The 1345-nt window shown below is 58.9% G+C and carries 2 rRNA genes; both read left to right on the forward strand.

Features of this window, described 5'->3' with window-relative positions:
* Positions 1-302: ribosomal RNA gene (locus ACFWPH_RS34675) — 16S ribosomal RNA — on the forward strand; the annotation flags it as partial.
* Between the two features lie 581 nt (positions 303-883).
* A 23S ribosomal RNA gene (locus ACFWPH_RS34680) occupies positions 884-1345 on the forward strand; the annotation flags it as partial.

Here is a 1345-nt window from a genome sequence, read left to right on the forward strand (position 1 = left end):
GTACAGAGGGCTGCGATACCGTAAGGTGGAGCGAATCCCAAAAAGCCGGTCTCAGTTCGGATTGGGGTCTGCAACTCGACCCCATGAAGTCGGAGTCGCTAGTAATCGCAGATCAGCAACGCTGCGGTGAATACGTTCCCGGGCCTTGTACACACCGCCCGTCAAGTCACGAAAGTTGGTAACACCCGAAGCTCATGGCCCAACCGGTTTTCCGGGGGGAGTGGTCGAAGGTGGGACTGGCGATTGGGACTAAGTCGTAACAAGGTAGCCGTACCGGAAGGTGCGGCTGGATCACCTCCTTTCTAAGGAGCATCTGATACCCCCGCGTAGCTTCGCGATCGGGTCTGCCAGGTTGTCTGGTGGGTCTGGTGGTGGGGTGGGGGTCAGGCAGACCATCTGAGGCGCCGTTTGAGTGTCTGGTGGTTGCTCACGGGTGGAACATTGACTAGAAGGATCGGTTCGGCGTTCGGTCGCCGGCTAGTACACATCGTGGCTCTTCGGGGTCGGCAGTCTTCGGGCTGGCAGTCTTCGGGCTGGGTGGGGGAACGCTGGTGGTGGGGGGTTGGTCTGGTTCGCAAGCACACTGTTGGGTCCTGAGGCAATCGGCCCGCTCTGTTCGGATCGCCCCTGTGGGGTGGTGCGGGTGGGTGGTCGGGGGTCTTGATGGATACGGGTCGTGGGTCGGGTGTGAACCGCCTGCACGGGGTGTGGTCCCTGGGAGCGTGAGCTTCTGGGGATCGTGTCTGGTGGGGGTAGGCGTGCCGGGGGTCTGCGGGTCGTCCGTTGCTTGAGAACTGCACAGTGGACGCGAGCATCCCAGATGTTCAATGACTAGTTGATTTGTTTCGACTAGTTTCTTGATCTCTGTGAAATATTGTAGTGTGTCGAAGTTTTTAAGGGCACAGGGTGGATGCCTTGGCACTAGGAGCCGAAGAAGGACGTGGTAGCCTGCGATAAGCCTCGGGGAGTTGGCAAACGAGCTGTGATCCGAGGGTGTCCGAATGGGGGAACCCGGCTGGGGTCATGCCCAGTCACCTGCATCTGAATACATAGGGTGCAGGGGGGAACGTCGGGAAGTGAAACATCTCAGTACCGACAGGAAGAGATATTCCGTGAGTAGTGGCGAGCGAAAGCGGATGAGGCCAAACCGTGTGTGTGTCAAGCTGTCAGGCGTTGCACATGCGGGGTTGTGGGACCTTCTGACCAGATCTGACAGTCTGGTAGCCAGTAAGAAAGCCGTGTCATAGTCGAACCGCATTGAAAGGCGGACCGTAGTGGGTGTGAGTCCCGTAGACGAAATGGTGCGGCCTGGTTGAGGGGATCCCAAGTAGCAAGGGGCCCGAGA

This window comes from Nocardia sp. NPDC058499 (assembly GCF_042719915.1).
In the GTDB taxonomy this organism is placed as follows: Bacteria; Actinomycetota; Actinomycetes; order Mycobacteriales; family Mycobacteriaceae; genus Nocardia.